Genomic DNA, 17,811 nt, shown 5'->3' on the forward strand with positions numbered 1-17,811 from the left:
TAGCGGGTCACCACCGGGCGCAGCCGGCGAGTTCGAGCTGCCGGCGGGACCGGTGCTCGGTCATCGCCTCACGATAGACGTCGAGCAGCCGGGTGGTCGTGTGGTCCCAGGAGAAGTCGTACGCATGCTTGACCGCGCCCGCGGCCAGCTCCTCGCGGCGGCCCGGCTCGGCGAGCAGCCGGTCCAGCACCCGCGCCCAGTCGGCCGCGCCGTGTCCGTCGACCAGCACTCCGCTGACCTCGTCGCGCACCGCGGTGACCAGTCCGCCGACGGCGGCCGCCACCACGGGCGTGCCGCAGGCCTGCGCCTCGAGCGCGACCAGGCCGAACGACTCGTTGTGCGACGGCACGGCGACGAGGTCGGCCGCGCGGTACACGTCGGCGAGCCGGTCCCCGGCCTGCGGCGGCAGGAAGCGCACCCGGTCGCGTACGCCCAGCGACTCGGCCAGGTCGATCAGCGAGGTCGGCCGGTCGAGGCCGGAACCGCTGGGGCCGCCGACGATCAGCGCGATCGCGTCGGGGTCGCGCAGCTCGGCCAGGGCTCGGATGAGCACGTCGGGAGCCTTCAGCGGCTGGATGCGGCCGACGAAGGCCATGATCTTCGCGTGTGCGGGCAGGCCGAGGCGGGCGCGGGCCGCGGCCCGGTCGCCGGGGCGGAAGCGCTCCAGGTCGACGCCGGGGGCGACGACGGCGACCCGCTCCAGCGGCGCGCGGTAGAGGTCGATCAGCTCCCGGGCCTCGGTCGGGGTGTTGGCGACGAGCCGGTCGGACTGCTCGACGACCTGCTCCTCGCCGACCACGCGGCCCATCGGCTCGGCCCGGTCGCCCTCGGCCAGCTGCAGGTTCTTGACCTTGGCGAGGGTGTGCGCGGTGTGCACCAGCGGCACGCCCCAGCGGTCCTTGGCCAGCCAGCCGACCTGGCCGGACAGCCAGTAGTGGGAGGCCAGCAGGTCGTAGTGGCCGGGCGGGCGGGCCGCCTCGATGCCGAGCACGCCGTGCGTGAACGCGCACAGCTGCGCGGGCAGGTCCTCCTTGGCCAGGCCCTCGTACGGGCCGGCGCTGATGTGCCGGACGGTCACCCCTGGCGCGAGCTCCGCCCGCGGGGGCAGGTCACCGCCCGTGGTCCGGGTGAAGATCTCGATCTCGATCCCGGCCTTGGCCAGGCGTTTGGACACCTCGACGATGTACACGTTCATGCCACCCGCGTCCCCGGTGCCCGGTTGGTGCAGCGGGGAGGTGTGCACGGAGAGCGTGGCGATCCGCCTGGGCAGCCCCTGGGGGAGGGAACGAGAGTTCACGTGTCGATCAACATCCGACAGGCCCGGTGTCTTCCCGATCGGGGGCGTGATGAGCGTCGCAGCCCGGATGATGGGACGTCACGACGCCTAAGATGCTGCTCATGTCGTACCAGAAGATCGCCGTCGTCTCCGGGGCGTCCAGCGGCATCGGCGCCGCAACCGCCCGACACCTCGCGGCCGCCGGCTACCACGTGCACGCGCTCGCCCGCCGCACCGAGCGGGTCGAAGCGCTCGCCAAGGAGATCAACGGCACCGCCGTGACCTGCGACGTCACCGACGACTACGCGGTCTCCTCATACGCTGCGACGCTGGACCGGGTGGATCTGCTGGTCAACAACGCGGGCGGCGCGGTCGGCGCGGACCCGGTCGCGACCGCCAGCGTCGCCGACTGGCAGGCGATGTTCGACGTGAACGTGCTGGGCACGCTGCGCCTGACCAAGGCGCTGCTCCCCGCCCTGATCGCCTCCGGCGCGGGCACCGTGGTCACCATCAGCTCCACCGCCGGGCTGATCGTGTACGAGGGCGGCGGCGGCTACGCGGCGGCCAAGCACGCCCAGACCGCCCTGGTCGAGACCCTGCGCCTGGAGCTGTGCGGCGAGCCGGTCCGCGTCGTCGAGATCGACCCCGGCATGGTCAAGACCGACGAGTTCGCCCTGAACCGCTTCGGAGGCGACGCCGCCCGCGCCGCCTCCGTCTACGCGGGTGTCGCCGAGCCCCTCACCGCCGACGACATCGCCACCTGCGTCACCTGGTGCGCCGACCTCCCCCACCACGTCAACATCGACCGCCTGGTCGTCCGCCCCCTGGCCCAAGCCGCCCAACACAAGGTCCACCGCGTCGGCGTGTAGGCGCCCTTCCGGGTTGATCATGAACTTATGGCACGGGTCGACGGCGTGTCGCCGCCATAACTTCATGATCAACGCGAGGGGAGGGGGACGGTGAAGGCGCAGGGGGAGGTCACGCGGGGGACCACCAATCCGAACCGGTTGCGGCGGGTGGATCGGTGGATCGCTTGGTGGTGCGGGCGGGCGCTGGGGGATGCGGCGGATCCGCTGGTGGTGGACCTGGGTTACGGGGCCACGCCGATCACGGCGGTGGAGTTGCGGGCGCGGCTGGCGCGGGTGCGGCCGGACGTCAGGGTGGCCGGGCTGGAGATCGATCCGGTGCGGGTCGCGGCGGCGCAGGTTGCCGCGGACCCGCCGGGGCTGACCTTCGCGCGGGGCGGGTTCGAGCTGGCCGGCCTGCGGCCCGTCGTGGTCCGGGCCTTCAACGTGCTGCGGCAGTACGACGAGAGCGCCGTCCCCGACGCCTGGACCACGATGACCGCCGGCCTGGCCCCGGGCGGCTGGCTGGTCGAGGGCACCTGTGACGAGCTGGGCCGCCTGGCCGCCTGGGCGGCACTGCCCGCGGGCACGTCCACTCCGGCCACGCTGACACTGGCGGCGAAGCTGTCCACCCTGGAGTCCCCGGCCACCTTCGCCGAGCGGCTGCCCAAGGCGCTGATCCACCGCAACGTGCCCGGCGAGCCGGTGTACGACCTGCTGCGCACGCTCGACGAGGCCTGGCGGCACGCCGCCCCGCTGGGCGTCTTCGGCCCCCGCCAGCGCTGGCTCGACGCGGTCTCCCGGCTCAAGGCAGCGGGCTGGCCGGTCCTGGACCGCCCGTCCCGCTGGCGCCTCGGCGAGGTCACCCTCCCCTGGCCGACGCGCTGACCAGCACGGATCTTGACGATTTCTGGTTGCCCGCGCGACAACAGCTCGTCAAGATTTGAACGAGAAGTCGGCGGTCATGATCCGAGAAGGATGATCCCTTCCGGTCGGGCCGGTCGTTACGTCCGTTATGAACCTCATTGGGGAGTTTATCGCGCTCTCGGCGCACAGCCGCCAGCAGCTCACCGTGCAGACCAGCCCGCCGTTCCTGCTCGGGGTCGGCCTCCTGCTGCTCGGCGTCGTACTGCTGGTCGTCGCGTTCGTGCTGGCCCGACGGTCCGCGGAGTGAACCGCGGCGACCTGATCCGCCTCGCCGTGCTGTTCGTCGTCTGCGGCGGCCTCGGCTGGCTGGCAGGCGGCCTGCGCCGCCCGCACCGCTGACCGCGGCACCCGCCACCGGCCCAGCGCCGGGTGCGCCGCCGGCAGCGGCTACTGGCCGCGGCGGCGGCCGCGGCGGTGCTCCGACCGGCGCCGCCTCAGAGCTCGCAGCCGACCAGGACCGGCTCCGGGCGCAGGGTCACCCCGAGCCGCTCGTGCACCGTGTCGCGGATCTCCGTGGCGAGTTCCAGCAGCTCCCCGGTGGTGCCGCCGCCACGGTTCGTCAGCGCGAGGATGTGCTTGGACGAGATGCCGACCGCGCCGCGCGTGTAGCCGCGTTTGAAGCCGGCCCGCTCGATCAGCCACGCCGCGCTCACCTTCATCACGCCGTCCGCGCCCGGCCAGGCCGGCGGATCCGTGCCGTCGAGCCGCCGGCACAGCTCGCCGTACGCCGCCGCGCTGAGCACCGGGTTGGTGAAGAACGAGCCGACCGAGTCGGTGTCCGGGTCGCCCGGGTCGAGCACCATGCCCTTGCTCCGGCGCAGCTCCAGCACGGACGCGCGGGCGTCGGCCGACGGCACCCGGTCGCCCTCGGACACGCCGAGCAGGCGGGCCAGCTCGGCGTGTCCCACCGGGCCGGACAGCGGGTCCCGGCGCAGCCGGAACGTCACGTCGAGCACGACCCAGCGGTCGGTGTACTTGAACAGGCTGTTGCGGTACTCGAAGCGGCAGTCGGCGGGGCCGAGCACGTCGATCTCGCCCTCGGTGCGGTCGTACACCGTCACCGACTCGATCGTCTGCGACACGTCCTGGCCGTACGCGCCCACGTTCTGGATGGGTGTGGAGCCGGCCGCCCCCGGGATGCCGGACAGGCACTCGATGCCGGAAAGTCCGTCGGCGACGGTCTGGGCGACGCAGTCATCCCACGGGTGACCTGCGGCGACGCGGACAGACACCTCCTCGCCGTGCTCGCCGACCACGTCGATCCCGCTGGACCGGATCAGCAGCACGGTGCCGGGGAAGCCGACGTCGCCGATGACCACGTTGCTGCCCCCGCCGAGGACCAGCAGCGGCTCGTCGGCGCGGGCGGCCTCCTGTACGGCCGACACGATGTCGTCCGCGGACTCGGCCGTGACCAGCCGTCCGGCCGGGCCTCCCAGCCCTAGGGTGGTCAGGTCGGCGAGCGCGTGGCGGGCGGGACTATTGTCAGACACGTCACCACACTAGTGCCGCCACTGATCCCGAATGACCAGGTGGGGAAGACGCGATGAGGACGAGGCCATGAGAGCTCACGGCAGCAAGGAACTCTGGCTGGACTCGCTGCGCACTGACGCGGCCGCGTTCCGCGCCGTCGCCGGCGAGGCCGAACTGACCGCGATCGTGCCCACGTGTCCGGACTGGACCGTGTTGAACCTCGTGCACCACCTGGGCGGGACCTACCGCTGGGTGCGCAGTTTCGCCAGCCGCGGGGTGACCAGCGCGCCCGATCCGGCGGCACGCCGGCACGACTACCCGGGCGCCGACGAGACCCTCGCCTGGTTCGACGACGAGTGCAAGGGCCTGGTCGACCTGCTCGACGCGCTCGACCCGCACATGCCCACCTGGAACTGGGCCCCGCAGGCCAAGACGGCCGACTTCTGGCACCGCCGCATGGCGCACGAGACCGCCCTGCACCGCTGGGACATGCAGATGGCGCAGGGCATGGCCGAGCCGCTCGACGACCGCCTCGCCGTCGACGGCGTGACCGAGGTGCTGGACAGCTGGCTGCCCGCGGGCAAGCGCAAGGGCCCCACCGACCGGTACGGCGTCGTGCAGCTCACCGCGCCCGAAGAGGGCCAGGAGTGGTTCGTCCGGCTGCGCGGCGAGGGCATCGCGCTGCTCGACACCGACACCCTGCTCGACGCGGACGGCCCGGACACCCGCGTGCACGCGGCCGGCCCGGCCAGCGACCTGATGCTCGCCCTGTGGGGCCGGATCGGCTTCGACACGCTCGAGGTGAGCGGCGACGAGTCGCTGCTGGCCTGCCTGCGTACCGGCTGAGCGGCGGCACAGATGCCCCGGCCGACCCTCGAACAGGTCGCGCAGCGGGCCGGGGTGTCCCGGGCCACCGTGTCGCGCGTCGTCAACGACTCCCCCACCGTCGCCGAGTCCATCCGCACCGCGGTGCGCCGGGCCATCGACGAGCTGGGGTACGTGCCGAACCAGGCCGCGCGCAGCCTGGTCACCCAGCGCACCGACTCGTACGCGCTGATCCTGCCGGAGAGCCCGTCCCGGGTCTTCTCCGACGACCAGTTCTTCCCCGGCATCATCCGCGGCGTCAGCCAGGAGCTCGACTCCGCGGACAAGCAGCTGGTGCTGATGGTCGCGGGCTCGCAGGCCAGCCACGACCGCATCGAGCGGTACGCGCTGGCCCGGCACATCGACGGCGTGCTGATCGCCTCGATGCACGGCGCGGACCCGCTGCCCGGCACGCTGGCCCGGATGGGCATCCCGGTGCTGTGCGGCGGCCGCCCGCTCGGCCAGGTCCGGGTGCCCTACGTCGAGGTCGACAACGTCAACGGCGGCCGGATGGCCGTACGCCACCTGCTGGAGACCGGGCGCACCCGGATCGCCACCATCGCCGGCCCGCAGGACATGGTCGCCGGCATCGACCGGCTCACCGGCTACCGCGAGGAGCTGCGCGGCAGCGACCGCCGCTCGATCGTGGCCGTCGGCGACTTCACCCGCGACTCCGGCGCGGTCGCCATGCGCCAGCTCTTGGAGGACGACCCCGACCTCGACGCCGTCTTCGTCGCCTCCGACCTGATGGCCCACGGCGCACTGCAGGCCCTGCAGGCCGCGGGCCGCCGCGTCCCCGACGACGTCGCCGTGATCGGCTTCGACGACATCGCGCTGGCCCGCTACACCGAGCCCCCGCTGAGCACGGTCCGCCAGCCCATCGTCGGCCAGGGCCGCGAAATGGCCCGCCAGCTCCTCCGCCTCGCCGCGGGCGAAGCCATCGCCGACAGCGTCATCCTCCCCACCGAACTCGTCATCCGCGGCACCACCTGAGTGCGACCGCGTCGCCCAGCCCGCGGGTTGGCGGGCGTGGCGGGTCAGCGGAGGGTGATGGTGGCCAGGACCGGGAAGTGGTCGCTGGCGGTCACCTGGTCGAGGACGGCGAAGTCGGTGAAGGCGATCTGCGGGGAGCCGAAGACCCAGTCGACCCGGTTGGTGGGGCGGTCGGTCGGGGAGGTCCAGGCCGTGCCGTGGCCGGTGGCGTCCTGCGCCGACACCCAGCCCGCGCTGGTGAACGAGCGCTGCTCGGGCCAGCTCGGCCAGAAGTTGAAGTCGCCCGCGACCAGCGTCGGCACGGCCGGGTCGACCTTTGCCAGCAGCTCGTCGATCTGCGCGAGCCGGGTCGGCGTGTTCGGCTTGCGGTGCGTCAGGTGCGCGGTGACCACGTCGAGGCTGCGGCCGCCGTGCAGGCCCAGCGTCGCCTTCAGGTACGACCGGCCCATCGGCCCCTGCCCGTACGGCAGCGAGCCCGTGCGCACCCCGCTGACCGGCAGCCGGGTCAGCAGCAGGTTGCCGAACTGCCCGTCCGCGGCCGGCGACCACACGAACGGCATGCCCAGCTCGCGGGACAGGTACTCGGCCACGTCCACCCCGCCGCCGATGGCCCAGCCCCGGCTGACCTCCTGCAGCACCACCACGTCCGGGTTCACGGCCTGGATCGCTTCGGCCAGCTGGCGCGGGTCCGCCTGCCCGGTGGCGTCGTCCCGGCCGTACTTGACGTTCCAGCTCAGCACCTGCACGTCCACGGCGCTGGCGACGACGGGATCGGTGACGGGACGGGTCGCGTACATCAGCGCGGGCACCAGCAGTGCCAGTGCGAGCACGCCGGTGACCGGCGCGGGGCGGGCCACCACCGCGCGCAGGTCGACGCGCCAGCCGCCCGGGTGGAAGGGCCGGCGGCCCATCCCGGCGAGACCGACGGCGACCGCGAGCGCGATCAGCAGCCACCGGTTGTCGAACGGCAACGGCATGTCGTAGTGCACCTGGAACAGCAGCACAGGCAGGACCCAGACCAGGCCGTACGCCCATGCGCCGGAGTTGCCGGGGGCCGCGACCGCACGCGCGACGGCGACCGCCGCGGACAGTTGCGTCAGCGCGATGCCGAGCAGCACCCACGGCCCGGTCCCCCACCAGGCCAGGGCGAGGCCGCCGGCCATCCCGGCGAGCGCCGCCGAGCCCGCGACCCAGTGGTCGGGCTCGGGGATCGCGTTCGTGCCGCCATGCAGCGTCAGCCGGCGTACCAGCTCGATCGCGACCAGCAGCACCCCGATCAGGACGGCCAGGCACAGCTGCAGCGCGACCCCCGACTGCGACGCGGCGAACGCCGGGTTGCCCAGCGTCGTCGTCCACAGCGCCAGGTAGCCGCCCAGCGCCCAGACACGCCCGGCGGGTGCCGGCGCGGGCTCGTCCGCGCCGCGCAGCGCCAGGATGAAGATCGCGACGACCAGCGCGGTCATGCCGGTGCGGTGCGGCAGCTGACCCCAGGTCGGGTCCCAGGTGACCGTCAGCGAGCGGACGGCCAGGTCGACGACGCCACCGGCGAGCAGCCCGACGGTCACGGTGACCGCGTCGGCGGCCTGCCGCACGACCAGTGCCAGCGCGGTCATGCCGAACACCGCGCCGGCCGCCGCCAGCGCCAGGGACGGCCCGAAGGCCGCTGCGGCGCACCAGGCCAGGACCAGCCCGATCGTCACGGCGAACAGCACCGGGAATCGGCCGAGCACCCGTGGCAGGACCAGCACGAGCGCACCGGGTACGGCGAAGATCGCGAGTGCGATCAGGGCCGCGTTGACGATGCCGACCGGCCCGGCCACCTGATCCAGCAGCGGCCCGCAGGCGCGCAGCAGCTGGGCGGTGACGGCGAACAGCAGCGCGACGAGGGCGAGGGTCTTCCGCGACACGGGGTGGGGTCCTACTTCTCGATGGGCAGGCCGAGGGAGCGGCGGGCGAGCAGCGTACCGCCCGCCACCGCGGCCGGCATGATCAGCACGGCGCCGAACGGAATCAGGAAACAGCAGAACACCGCGACACCGAAACCCAGCGCGCTGGCGCGGTGTCGACGCAGCGCCACCCGGCGGTCGGGCAGCCGCAGGCCGCGGCGGTTGAACGCGACCGCGACGAGTTCCAGCGCCAGGAACCAGCCGCCGACGAACGCGCCGAGCACGGGGATCGCCGTCTGCCCGACGACCGGGATGAAGCCGCCCGCGAACAGCGGGATCGCGATCATCAACGACACCGCCAGCAGCCGCAGCGCGTCGAGGATGCTGCGCCGCAGCTCCTGGTGCCAGGGCAGGTCGACCGCGTCGGGCACGCCGCCGAAGTCGTCCTCCACGGCCTTGCTGATGGCCTCGTAGAACGGGTCGCCGATGAGCAGCGTCACCGCGGTGAACGACAGCACCGCGAACAGCCCGCTCACCCCGACCAGGGCGATGCCGGCGAACAGCCGCACCGAGGAGCGCACGCCCTCCGCCCAGTCGTCAGCGAACCAGGTGACGGTGGCCGACAACTCGTCGACGTAGACGAACAGCAGCGTGAACAGCCCGCCGAACAGCAGCAGGCTGAGCACCGCGGGGACCAGCCCCAGCAGGATCAGCTTCGGGCTGCGCGCATAGCGCCCGATGCCGCGCAGGAGCAGGCGTACGCCGGTGAAGAACTCGGAGACCACATGACCAGCCACGACCCGGGAGCCTAGTGGACACCGGCGGGCGGTCGTAAGGGTCGCCGTTGCGGCGAGCCCGGGACGGGCCACTGGCGCAGGTCAGCCGTTCAGGAAGCCGGAAATCCGTTCCCGCAGGTCGGCGCGCTCGTGCCAGAGCACCGAGGGCCGGTTGTAGATGTGCAGGGTCGCCTCGGGCAGCACGCTTGCCAGTTCCTCGGCGACCGACGCCGGGTGCAGGTCGTCACCGATGCAGCCGATGACCAGCACCTGCGCGCTGACGTCACGGAGCAGGTTCACGTCCGGCACCGGCACCTGGTCGGGCAGGGTGAGCAGGCCGCTGCTCAGGCCGGTGTTCATCAGGGTGTTCAGCCGCTGGCGCACGTACGCCCAGCCGGAGGCGCCGTTGCGGGCCGACGGCGGGATCTCCTCGACCACGGCGTTGGCGACGGTCGGCAGGTCACCGCTGTTGATCGCCTCGAGCAGGTTGACCAGCCGGCGGCGGGCCGCCTCCGGCCGCGGGCGGTCGAGCACCGCGGGCAGGAAAAGCACGACCTTCTCGAACCGGTCGGGCGTCTCGGCCAGCAGCCGGCACAGCGCGCCCGCGCCGAGGCTCACCCCGAGGGCCCGGGTGGCGACCGTCATGTCGGCGATGGCGCGCAGGTCGCGGGCCAGATCGCCGTAGTCCCACGAGCCGCGCGGCGAGCTGGACTCGCCGTGGCCGCGGAACTGGAAGAACACCCGCTTGCCGGCGACGGCGCTGCCCAGCGGCCGGGTCTCGGCGATGCCGTGGCCGAGCCCGTGCGCGAAGACGGTCACCGGCTCGCCGACACCGGTGCTGAGGCGTTCCAACTGCACGCCGTGCGGGGTGTCGACGATCTCGGTGGGCAGCGCGGGCGGGGCGGGGCGGCCGGTGTTCGGAGCGGAGTTGCGCGGCTTGCCGAGGCGTCGGGGGAATCCGTCCGGCGGGGGCGGCCAGCGCAGATCGTTGATCACTGATTCACCAGGGTCCCTCGGCGGCCTCACGCAGGCCGCGGCGCACGTCCAGCAGGTAGTACGCGGCGAGGCCGGCGCCGATGTAGGCGAAGAGCCCGAAGCCGGTGAAGACGGTCAGCAGGGCCATCAGCCCGATCACCAGCATCCAGCCGACCTTGGGCATGGTGCCGATCGCCGGGAACGCGTCCTTGCGGCGGATCACGCAGTCCGCGAAGGCCCAGAGCAGGACCCCGAGGATGACGATCCACAGGATGAGATTGATCCAGCCCTGAATAGCGAACGCAACCATGGGTCACAGCTTAGAACCATCGAGCCCGGCATCCCAGCGGTGACGACGCCGGATACGTCTCGTCGCGGCGTGCCGACCGGTCGATCGGCGCGCCGCGACGAGAACGCCGGGTCACTTCGAGGCGCGCGGCGGCTTCTTCGCGGCGGGCTTGGCGGCCGGCGGCACGTCCTCGGACGGCTTGGCCTCCGCCTTCGCCTCGGTCTTGGCCTCCGCCGGGTGGGCGGACGCGGTCTCGGTCTTCGGCTCGAAGCCCGGCGTCGCGGGCTGCTCCGTGAACGCCTGCTCGCCGCGGGCGACCAGCGCGTCGTAGAGCTTGGTGGCCTTCTCCGCCGCGGTCTGCGTGCCGGCGACGATGCTGTCGCGGATCTGCGCCGCGTCGACCTTCGAGGTGAGCTCGGCGGCCTTGCTGGTGGCGAAGGCGCCGTACTCGTTGGCCTTGGCCTTCCACTGCGGCACGTCGGACTTGGCCGCCTGGTCGGCGAACTCCGCCGCCTTGTCGCGCAGCTTGTCGGCCAGCTCGGGCAGCTTGCGCAGCTGCTCGTAGGCCATGTCGCCGACACCCGCCGCGGCGTAGAACGCGCTCGGGTAGGTGCGGTCGTCGGTCTTGTTCGACTTGCTCGACGTCTGGGTCATGGTCACTGTTCCTCCTGTGCCTGCTGGCGCACGGCCTTCTTGACCGCCTTCTTGACCGTCGGCTTCTTCGCCGTGGCGACGGTCGGCTCCGCCGGGGCCGCCGCGGGGGCGGGCTCCGAGGTGGCGGCCTCTTCGGCGCGCGCGTTCTCGCGTACGAACGTCTCGTAGATCTGCGTGAGTGACTGTTTCTGCGCGACCGTCAGCAGCGGGTCGGCCGCGATCGCGGTCGGCACGCCCTGGTGGTCGTCAGAGCCGAGCAGCCCGGCCTTGAGGTACATGGCCGGGGTGGAGACCCGCAGCGCCGCAGCCAGCTGGGCCAGGACCTCGGCGGACGGCTTGCGCAGCCCGCGTTCGATCTGGCTGAGGTACGGATTGCTGATGTTGGCCTGCTCGGCCAGCTGCCGCAGGGAAATGCGGGCGTTCTCCCGCAGATCCTTGATGAAGGCGCCGATGTCGGGACTCTGCACGCCCATAAAACTACCCACGACTGCTAGCAACAGCAAGCATATTGCTAGCTCTACGCTAACGACCTACGCCACGCCCCAAAACCACCCATTCCCGACCCACCCCAGCCCAGCACCGCCACCCATCGACGCGTTGATCATGAACTTATGGCACGGGTCACTGGCGTGTCCCCGCCACAACTTCATGATCAACGCAAAAAAGGGGTGGTCACCAGAGGGGGTGGAGGGCGCCTACGCGGCGGCCGCCGCCGAGGAGGGCGGGTTCGGTGAGGGCGGGGACGTCGGCCGGAATGCCGAGGCGGCGCAGGGCGGTGATCATGATGGGGCCGCGGGCGCGGGCGGCGCCGTCGTCGATCTTGATGGCGACCGCGCCCTTGCCGGGGACGGCCGCGGCCCATACGCCTTCCGCGCCGACCTTGCAGACCAGGCCGGGCACGGCGCGCATGAGCTGGGCATCCTCGCGGTTGGTGCCGCTGACCAGCTCCGGGTATGCCCGCATGGCGTCGGCGACCGAGCGCTCCAGTGAGCCGGGCACGCCCTCGGCGAGCCGGCGGAACGCGGTGGCCAGGCCGGTCAGCGACAGCGCCAGCACGGGCGCGCCGCAGCCGTCGACGCCCATCGCGGCCGCGGACTCGCCCGCGAACTCCTCGATGGTCTCGTTGAGGCGCTGCTGCAGCGGGTGGTCGGGCTGGAAGTAGTCCTCCACGGCCCAGCCGGCGGCGCGGCAGGTCAGCAGCATGCCGGAGTGCTTGCCGGAGCAGTTCATGTAGACGCGCTGCGGGGTGCCCCCGCTGGCGATCTTCGCGGCGTCGTCGAGCGGCAGGTCGGGCGGGCAGCGCAGGGCGGCCTCGGTGAGCCCGCCGCTGCGCAGCAGCGCACGTACCCGGGCGATGTGGAAGTCCTCGCCGTAGTGGCTGGCCGCGACCAGCGCCAGGTCCGCCGGGTCGGCCAGGCGCAGCCCGGCGCGCAGCATGCCGATGGCCTGCATGGGCTTGTTGGAGGAGCGCGCGAAGATCGGCCCGGTGACGTCACCGGCCGAGGCGACCGGATTTCCGGCAGCGTCCAGGACGATCACCGACCCCCGGTGGCCACCCTCGACGAAACCGCTGCGTTCCACCTCGACGAGCGGTACGCCGCCCTCGTAAACCTTGCCCATGGTAAGGAACGCTACCGGGGTTTCACATTTCAGCGCGGCGGGATCCCCAGGAGGTTGCGTGCCTCACCCGGGGTCAGCGCGGGGCGCTGCGCCAACCGGGCGAATGCGGACGCCCGGGCGACCAGCTGGGTGTTGGACTCGACCGGCTGGCCCTTGGCGTAGGTGACCGTGTCCTCCATGCCGACCCGCAGGTGGCCGCCCGCGCCGAGCGCGGTGAGCAGCACCGGCAGGGTGAACCGGCCGATGCCGGTGGCCGAGAACGTGGTGCCTTCGGGCAGCTCGCGCAGGGCCTGCTGGCAGGCGACGAGCGCCGCCGGGGTGCCGGGCATGCCGCCGGGCACGCCCATCACGAAGTCGACGTGCACGTGGCCGCCCGCGGGTAGGCCGTACTTGTCGAGCAGGCGCTGCAGTGCCCACAGGTGGCCCAGGTCGAAGATCTCGTACTCCGGCACGACACCGCGCTCCTGCATGCGGGTGTGCAGGTCGACGATGAACTCCCAGCGGTTCATGAACACGTCGTCGCCGAAGTTGACGGTGCCCATGGTGCAGCTGGCCATGTCCGGGCCGGCGTCGAGCACGGCCAGCCGGGCGGACTCCGGGTCGTGCACCGAGCCGCCGCTGGACAGCTGCACGATCAGGTCGGTGCTCGTACGCAGCGCGGCGACGGTCTCGCGCAGACGAACGGGGTCCAGGCTCGGCTTGGCCTCGTCGTCGCGGATGTGCACGTGGATCACGCTCGCGCCGACGGCCTCGCACTCCTTGGCGGTGGCGACCAGCTCGTCCAGCGTCACCGGCAGGGCGGGGACGTCAGCCTTGGCGGACTCCGCGCCGGTGGGCGCGACGGTGATCAGAGTGCCGTTCGTCATGCGCGCATCCTGTCATATTTCTAGTCAGGGTCGATAGAGGCCGTAGATTCTCCCGCGGTGAGGGGGGTGTCGCCGGAAATATTGCGCTTGAGGACCGCGAGCGCAATCGGTCCGAGTTCCGCATGCCGGGCCGCGGTGCCGATGAATCCGACGGTACGGCCATTCGCCGTGATCTCGGTGCCACGCGCCGGAAGCTCGTCGGTGAGGATGCCGTCCAGGTGCAGCAGGCGCAGCGCGCGCGGCGGCTTGCCCAGGTGGTGCACCCGGGCCACCGTCTCCTGGCCCCGGTAGCAGCCCTTCTCCAGGTGCACCGCGGCGGCGGTCAGGTCCACCTCCGACGGCAGCGTCCGGTGATCGGTGTCCACCCCCACCCGGGCCTGCTTCGCGGCGGCCCGCACCGCCTCGTACGCCCACAGCCCGGCGGGCGGCACGTCCAGCGCGGCCAGCGTCGCCGCGGCGGTCTCGGCGGGCAGCAGCAGGTCCAGCACCGGCACATCGCCGAGGGAGTGCCTGCGTACGAAGCCGCCGCCGGGCAGCGGGGTCAGCGCGTACACCGTGGTCGGGCGCGGCAGCAGCGCGCCGGTGGCGAACTTGGGGCCCGGCACGTCGAGCACGTCCGGCTCGGCGGGCACGGCGACGCCCAGTTTCGCGGCGGCGGCGAGCGCGCCGGGTCCGACCAGGCTGTGTACGACCAGGTCAGCGGGTTTGATCTCGACCTGGGTGAAGAAACGCATCTTGGTCAGGAAGGTGACCAGGGCGTCGACGGTGCCCGGCTCGACGTCCACCCAGAGCGTGCCGTCGAGCTCGGACACCCACAGCTCGTGCTCGATGTGCCCGTTCGGGGAGAGCACCAGCGTGCGGGTCCCCTGGCCGTCGGCAAGGGCGGTCAGGTGCTGGGAGGTGAGGTTGTGCAGGAAACTCAGCCGCTCCGGGCCGGTCAGCGCCAGCACCCCGCGGTGCGAGCGGTCCACTATTCCGGCCGCGGTCAGCAGGGTGCGCTGCTCGCGATTCGGGTCGCCGTGGTGCGCCGCGACGGCGGCATCGGCGGAGTCGGGGTCGAAATGGCCCATCAGCACGGTCGTACCCATCACGCACAGCTCCCGCATAGTCCGAACAAAGCCACATGCCCGATGTCCATCCGGAAGCCGCGCTGCGACAGCAGCCGCTCCGCGAGCGGGGCCAGCTCGCTCTGCTCCAGCTCGGTGACCGTGTCGCAGTTGCGGCAGACCAGGTGCACGTGCTGCACGACCGCCGCGTCGTGGTACGTCGGCGCGCCGTGCGACAGGTGCACGTGGGTGACCAGCCCGAGCTCTTCGAGCAGCTCCAGGGTCCGGTACACGGTGGTGATGTTCACCCCGGAGGCGACCTCGCACACGGCGGCGTGCACCTGTTCCGGGGTCGCGTGGACGAGCTGGCGCACGGCGTCGAGCACCAGTTGCCGCTGGGGGGTGAGCCGCAGGCCGCGATCCCGGAGGAGTTCGGCGAGCTCGGCGGAGCCTTGTTCGGGCATCGTCCGATCATAGTTCGGCACGCCGGCGCGCCTCCGCCCGCGCGGCGTGACGCCGAGCGCACCGCCCCGCGGCCTTGATCGCCGGACTTGCCAGGCAGTCGTGCGTATCTTGGGCCGCCATTCGCCCATGTGCCAGGCAAGTCGGCCGATCAAGGCCGCTGCGAGGGCAACTGCTGGGACGCGTAGCATTCCGGCCGTGGTGCAGCCTGTTCTCGTGGTCCAGGGCCGTGGCGTGGTGCCGGCCGACACTCCTGTGCTCCGTGCCGACGATCTCGGCGTGCTGCGCGGCGACGGGGTCTTCGAGACCATGCACGTGCGGCCCGACGGCCGCGGCGGGGTCGAGCCGTGGCTGCTCGACGAGCACCTGGCCCGGATGGCCCGCTCGGCCGCCCGGATGGAGCTGGCGCTGCCCGCCGAGCCGTCGCTGCGCGAGCTGGCCGCGCTGGCCTGCGCGCAGTGGCCCGCCGAGGTCGAGGGCGCGCTGCGCCTGGTCTGCACCCGCGGCACCGAGGCGAGCGCCGCCACCGGCGGACCGGTCACCTGCTTCGCCACCGTGAACCCGATCGGCGCGGCCACCCTGGCCGCACGTCGCGACGGCATCACCGTCACCACGATCTCGCTGGGCTACCCGGCCGACGCGCGCACCTCGGCCCCGTGGCTGCTGGGCGGCGTGAAGTCGCTGTCGTACGCGATCAACATGGCCTCGCAGCGCTGGGCGCTGGCGCAGGGCGTGGACGACGCACTGTGGGTCTCCGCGGACGGCTACGCCCTGGAGGGCCCGACCTCGACGCTGGTCTGGCTGAGCGGGGACACGCTGTGCACGGTGCCCGTGGAGACCACCGGCATCCTGCCGGGCACGACCGCCCGGCACCTGCTCGACAACGCCGGCGACCTCGGCTGGACCGCCGCCGAGCGGATGGTCACCCCGGCCGAGCTGGCCGCGACCGACGGCGTGTGGCTGCTGTCCAGCGTGCGCGGCATCGCCGAGCTGCGGGCGATCGACGGCGCGGCGACCGCCCCGTCCGTGCACACCGAGAAGCTGCGCGCCTACCTGGGCTTCACGAACCTGGGTTGCTGAACGATCACTCAGGTGACGTAGCCTGCGGAGCATGACCTCGCAGGCGTTTCTCATCGACGCGGTCCGCACCCCGTTCGGCCGCCACAAGGGCGGGCTCTCCGGCGTACGCACCGACGACCTCGCGGCCGCGCCCCTGGTCGCGCTGCTCAAACGGCACCCCGAGCTGGACCCGGCGCTGATCGAGGACATCATCCTCGGCGACGCGAACGGCGCCGGCGAGGACAACCGCAACGTGGCCCGGATGGCGGCGCTGCTGGCCGGCCTGCCCGCCACGGTGCCCGGCGTGACCGTCAACCGGCTGTGCGCCGCGGGCGCCGAGGCGATCGTGCAGGCCTCCCGGGCGGTGCGCGCGGGCGACAACGACCTGGTCATCGCGGGCGGTGTGGAGAGCATGAGCCGCGCCCCGTTCGTGATGAGCAAGCCCGACACGGCCTTCCCCGGCGAGGCGAAGCTGTGGAACACCCAGCTCGGCTGGCGCATGGTCAACCCGCTGATGCCCGACGTGTGGACGGTGCCGCTGGGCGTGGCCGCCCAGCAGGTGGCCCACGAGTTCGGCATCGGCCGCGAGGCGCAGGACGCCTGGGCGCTGCGCTCGCAGCAGCGCGCGGCCGCCGCCTGGGCGCAGGGCCGCTTCGACGACCGGGTCGTCGAGGTCGCCGGGGTGACCCGCGACGAGTCGGTGCGCCCCGACACGAGCGCCGCGGCGCTGGCCAAGCTGCGCCCCGCGTTCACCGCGGACGGCACGGTCACCGCGGGCAACTCCTCCCCCGTCAACGACGGCGCCGCCGCGACCCTGGTCGGCTCGGCGGCCGCGGTCGAGCGCCTGGGCGTACGGCCGCTGGGCCGGATCGTGGCGAGCACCGTCGCGGGCGTCTCCCCGGAGCGCTTCTCCACCGGCCCGGTCCCCGCGATCCGGGCCCTGCTGGCCAAGGCGAAGCTCGGCTTCGGCGACATCGCCGCCTGGGAGCTGAACGAGGCGTTCGCCGCGATGGTGCTCAGCTGCCTGCACGAGCTGCCGGAGATCGACCCGGAGCTGGTCAACGTCGACGGCGGCGCGATCGCGTACGGCCACCCGCTCGGCGCGTCCGCGCCCCGGGTCGTCATGGACCTGTGCCACACGCTGCGCCGCCGGGGCGGCGGCTACGGCATCGCGGCGGCCTGCATCGGCGTCGGCCAGGGACAGGCGGTGCTGGTCCATGTCGAGTAACCCGTTCGACCTGCTGCCGCCCGAGCAGCGGGCCCGCTTCGAGACCCTGGCCCGCGAGTTCGCCGCGTCCGGCGCCGAGCCCGCGACGCCCCGCGAGGCGTCCACCGTGGTGCTGATCCGCCCGGACCGCACGATCTTCCTGATCCGCCGCATGCGGGCGATGGCGTTCGGCGGCATGTGGGCGTTCCCGGGCGGCTCGCTGGAGGCCGGCGAGACCCCGGCCGACGCCGCGGTCCGCGAGATCGCCGAGGAGACCGGGGTGACCCTGCTCCCGGCCGCGCTGACCCCATGGCACCGCTGGCTGACCCCGGTCTTCGAGCCGCGCCGCTTCGACACCTGGTTCTTCCTGGCCGCCATGCCCGACGGCCAGGACGCCGCGCTGCCCGAGTTCGAGGCCGACCGGGCCCGCTGGCTGACGCCCGAGGACGCGATCGCCGAGCACGAGGCGGGTGAGCTGCCGATGCTGCCGCCGACCCTGGTCACGCTGCGCGAGCTGGCGGCATACCCCTCGGTCGCGGACATGCTCACCACCCACCGCGATGTGAGCACGCCCTACATGCCCTCCCTCTGACCCA

20 protein-coding genes are annotated in these 17,811 nt (G+C 72.8%); 8 read left to right on the top strand and 12 right to left on the bottom strand.

The window, feature by feature from the left end; all coding sequences use genetic code 11:
- Positions 1-7 precede the first annotated feature (7 nt).
- A complete protein-coding gene (gene mshA / locus F9C41_RS39380) occupies positions 8-1,297 on the bottom strand; it encodes a D-inositol-3-phosphate glycosyltransferase (protein ID WP_230690362.1) in 1,290 nt (429 codons plus the stop codon).
- Between the two features lie 101 nt (positions 1,298-1,398).
- On the opposite strand from mshA, the gene F9C41_RS39385 reads away from it, so the two are divergent.
- The 3 genes from F9C41_RS39385 (at position 1,399) to F9C41_RS39395 (ending at position 3,295) form a co-directional block, all read left to right on the top strand.
- Positions 1,399-2,145, top strand: coding sequence for an SDR family NAD(P)-dependent oxidoreductase (locus F9C41_RS39385; protein ID WP_155391953.1), 747 nt, complete (start codon positions 1,399-1,401; stop codon positions 2,143-2,145).
- 90 nt (positions 2,146-2,235) lie between these two features.
- A complete protein-coding gene (locus tag F9C41_RS39390; protein ID WP_155391954.1) occupies positions 2,236-3,009 on the top strand; it encodes a class I SAM-dependent methyltransferase in 774 nt (257 codons plus the stop codon).
- A gap of 127 nt (positions 3,010-3,136) precedes the next feature.
- The gene (locus tag F9C41_RS39395; RefSeq protein ID WP_155391955.1) at positions 3,137-3,295 is read left to right on the top strand and encodes a hypothetical protein; all 159 of its coding nucleotides are present in this window, start codon (positions 3,137-3,139) and stop codon (positions 3,293-3,295) included.
- 187 nt (positions 3,296-3,482) lie between these two features.
- Here the strand turns inward: F9C41_RS39395 and F9C41_RS39400 are convergent, their stop codons facing one another.
- The gene (locus tag F9C41_RS39400) at positions 3,483-4,538 is read right to left on the bottom strand and encodes a UDP-N-acetylmuramate dehydrogenase (protein WP_155391956.1); all 1,056 of its coding nucleotides are present in this window, start codon (positions 4,536-4,538) and stop codon (positions 3,483-3,485) included.
- Positions 4,539-4,605: 67 nt separating this feature from the next.
- Between F9C41_RS39400 and F9C41_RS39405 the strand changes: the two genes are divergently transcribed.
- Positions 4,606-5,364 (top strand): maleylpyruvate isomerase family mycothiol-dependent enzyme, encoded by a 759-nt coding sequence (locus F9C41_RS39405; protein ID WP_155391957.1) that lies wholly within the window; start codon positions 4,606-4,608, stop codon positions 5,362-5,364.
- 12 nt (positions 5,365-5,376) lie between these two features.
- Complete coding sequence (locus F9C41_RS39410) at positions 5,377-6,375, top strand: LacI family DNA-binding transcriptional regulator (RefSeq protein ID WP_155391958.1); 999 nt, start codon at positions 5,377-5,379, stop codon at positions 6,373-6,375.
- A gap of 44 nt (positions 6,376-6,419) precedes the next feature.
- Here the strand turns inward: F9C41_RS39410 and F9C41_RS39415 are convergent, their stop codons facing one another.
- From F9C41_RS39415 to F9C41_RS39460, 10 genes are all read right to left on the bottom strand, one after another.
- The gene (locus F9C41_RS39415) at positions 6,420-8,282 is read right to left on the bottom strand and encodes an endonuclease/exonuclease/phosphatase family protein (RefSeq protein WP_155391959.1); all 1,863 of its coding nucleotides are present in this window, start codon (positions 8,280-8,282) and stop codon (positions 6,420-6,422) included.
- 11 nt (positions 8,283-8,293) lie between these two features.
- Positions 8,294-9,058 carry an EI24 domain-containing protein gene (locus tag F9C41_RS39420; protein ID WP_155391960.1) on the bottom strand — a complete coding sequence of 255 codons (765 nt, stop codon included), beginning with the start codon at positions 9,056-9,058 and terminating at the stop codon, positions 8,294-8,296.
- A gap of 81 nt (positions 9,059-9,139) precedes the next feature.
- Positions 9,140-10,030: an alpha/beta fold hydrolase gene (locus tag F9C41_RS39425; RefSeq protein ID WP_155392049.1), complete on the bottom strand. Its 891-nt coding sequence runs from the start codon at positions 10,028-10,030 to the stop codon at positions 9,140-9,142.
- Positions 10,031-10,037: 7 nt separating this feature from the next.
- The gene (locus tag F9C41_RS39430) at positions 10,038-10,322 is read right to left on the bottom strand and encodes a DUF2516 family protein (RefSeq protein ID WP_155391961.1); all 285 of its coding nucleotides are present in this window, start codon (positions 10,320-10,322) and stop codon (positions 10,038-10,040) included.
- Positions 10,323-10,433: 111 nt separating this feature from the next.
- Positions 10,434-10,955 carry a hypothetical protein gene (locus F9C41_RS39435; protein WP_230690363.1) on the bottom strand — a complete coding sequence of 174 codons (522 nt, stop codon included), beginning with the start codon at positions 10,953-10,955 and terminating at the stop codon, positions 10,434-10,436.
- Positions 10,956-10,957: 2 nt separating this feature from the next.
- A complete protein-coding gene (locus F9C41_RS39440) occupies positions 10,958-11,428 on the bottom strand; it encodes a helix-turn-helix domain-containing protein (protein WP_155391963.1) in 471 nt (156 codons plus the stop codon).
- Between the two features lie 199 nt (positions 11,429-11,627).
- Complete coding sequence (locus tag F9C41_RS39445; protein WP_155391964.1) at positions 11,628-12,575, bottom strand: asparaginase; 948 nt, start codon at positions 12,573-12,575, stop codon at positions 11,628-11,630.
- A gap of 29 nt (positions 12,576-12,604) precedes the next feature.
- Positions 12,605-13,441: a beta-keto acid cleavage family enzyme gene (locus F9C41_RS39450; protein WP_155391965.1), complete on the bottom strand. Its 837-nt coding sequence runs from the start codon at positions 13,439-13,441 to the stop codon at positions 12,605-12,607.
- Between the two features lie 20 nt (positions 13,442-13,461).
- A complete protein-coding gene (gene ygfZ / locus F9C41_RS39455; protein WP_230690365.1) occupies positions 13,462-14,529 on the bottom strand; it encodes a CAF17-like 4Fe-4S cluster assembly/insertion protein YgfZ in 1,068 nt (355 codons plus the stop codon).
- Positions 14,529-14,951, bottom strand: a complete 423-nt coding sequence (locus F9C41_RS39460) for a Fur family transcriptional regulator (protein ID WP_144127817.1) — start codon at positions 14,949-14,951, stop codon at positions 14,529-14,531. Before F9C41_RS39460 ends, ygfZ begins: the two co-directional genes overlap by 1 nt.
- Before the next feature lie 196 nt (positions 14,952-15,147).
- Here F9C41_RS39460 and F9C41_RS39465 point away from each other — a divergent pair, with 196 nt between their 5' ends.
- From F9C41_RS39465 to F9C41_RS39475, 3 genes are read left to right on the top strand one after another with little or no spacing between them, the layout of a single operon-like run.
- Positions 15,148-16,029, top strand: a complete 882-nt coding sequence (locus tag F9C41_RS39465; protein WP_230690366.1) for an aminotransferase class IV — start codon at positions 15,148-15,150, stop codon at positions 16,027-16,029.
- Positions 16,030-16,060: 31 nt separating this feature from the next.
- Positions 16,061-17,236 carry a thiolase family protein gene (locus tag F9C41_RS39470; RefSeq protein WP_155391968.1) on the top strand — a complete coding sequence of 392 codons (1,176 nt, stop codon included), beginning with the start codon at positions 16,061-16,063 and terminating at the stop codon, positions 17,234-17,236.
- Positions 17,226-17,807 (top strand): NUDIX hydrolase, encoded by a 582-nt coding sequence (locus F9C41_RS39475; RefSeq protein WP_155391969.1) that lies wholly within the window; start codon positions 17,226-17,228, stop codon positions 17,805-17,807. Before F9C41_RS39470 ends, F9C41_RS39475 begins: the two co-directional genes overlap by 11 nt.
- Positions 17,808-17,811 lie beyond the last annotated feature (4 nt).

Origin of the sequence: Catellatospora paridis (assembly GCF_009720365.1) — a bacterium.
In the GTDB taxonomy this organism is placed as follows: Bacteria; Actinomycetota; Actinomycetes; order Mycobacteriales; family Micromonosporaceae; genus Catellatospora; species Catellatospora paridis.